Source organism: Vibrio sp. 1069, assembly GCF_033340555.1.
Genome location: NZ_JAWOWP010001003.1, coordinates 1 through 507, shown reverse-complemented (window position 1 = coordinate 507; position 507 = coordinate 1). Strand labels below are relative to the sequence as shown.

1 protein-coding gene is annotated in these 507 nt (G+C 41.4%); it reads right to left on the bottom strand.

Translation table 11 applies throughout. The features are described from left to right. The coding region (locus R7040_RS30280) for a restriction endonuclease (RefSeq protein ID WP_318098167.1) at positions 1-507 on the bottom strand (507 nt) is incomplete at both ends.

Here is a 507-nt window from a genome sequence, read left to right as displayed (position 1 = left end):
TCCATCTTCAATCATGTGGACTAGCTCGCTACCATTAACCAACCCCAGGCGCTTCTCTTGAGCAAAAGCGATAGCTTCAGAAGTAAAATCTCCCGATGTTACGATGATCATTTTGCTAGCACGATTGTCGATCATCACACCATACATTTCTCTTAAGACTTGAACTCCGACTTTTCTAGCTTTCCAGTGCTTACATTGTACAAGACTCAACTCACCGTCTTTAGTTAACCAAATATCAACCCCACCATCCGCCTGCTTTGAGAAAGATTGTTTAACGTTGTAGCCTTGCTGCTTAAAGTACTCGCCAATATAGCTTTCAAATTCAATCCAGCTGAGGGAATTAAACGGAGTCGTGTTTTTGTTTGCTCTGATTTGAGACGTCGTCGCAAGATAATTATGCTTTCGCTGATACTGCTTAAAAAATGCAATGGGAGCAGGAATTAAAAACAAAAAAGCAAAATACGGTGCCATTTGCGGAAGATTCGGCCCAATGGCATTGAAGATGAA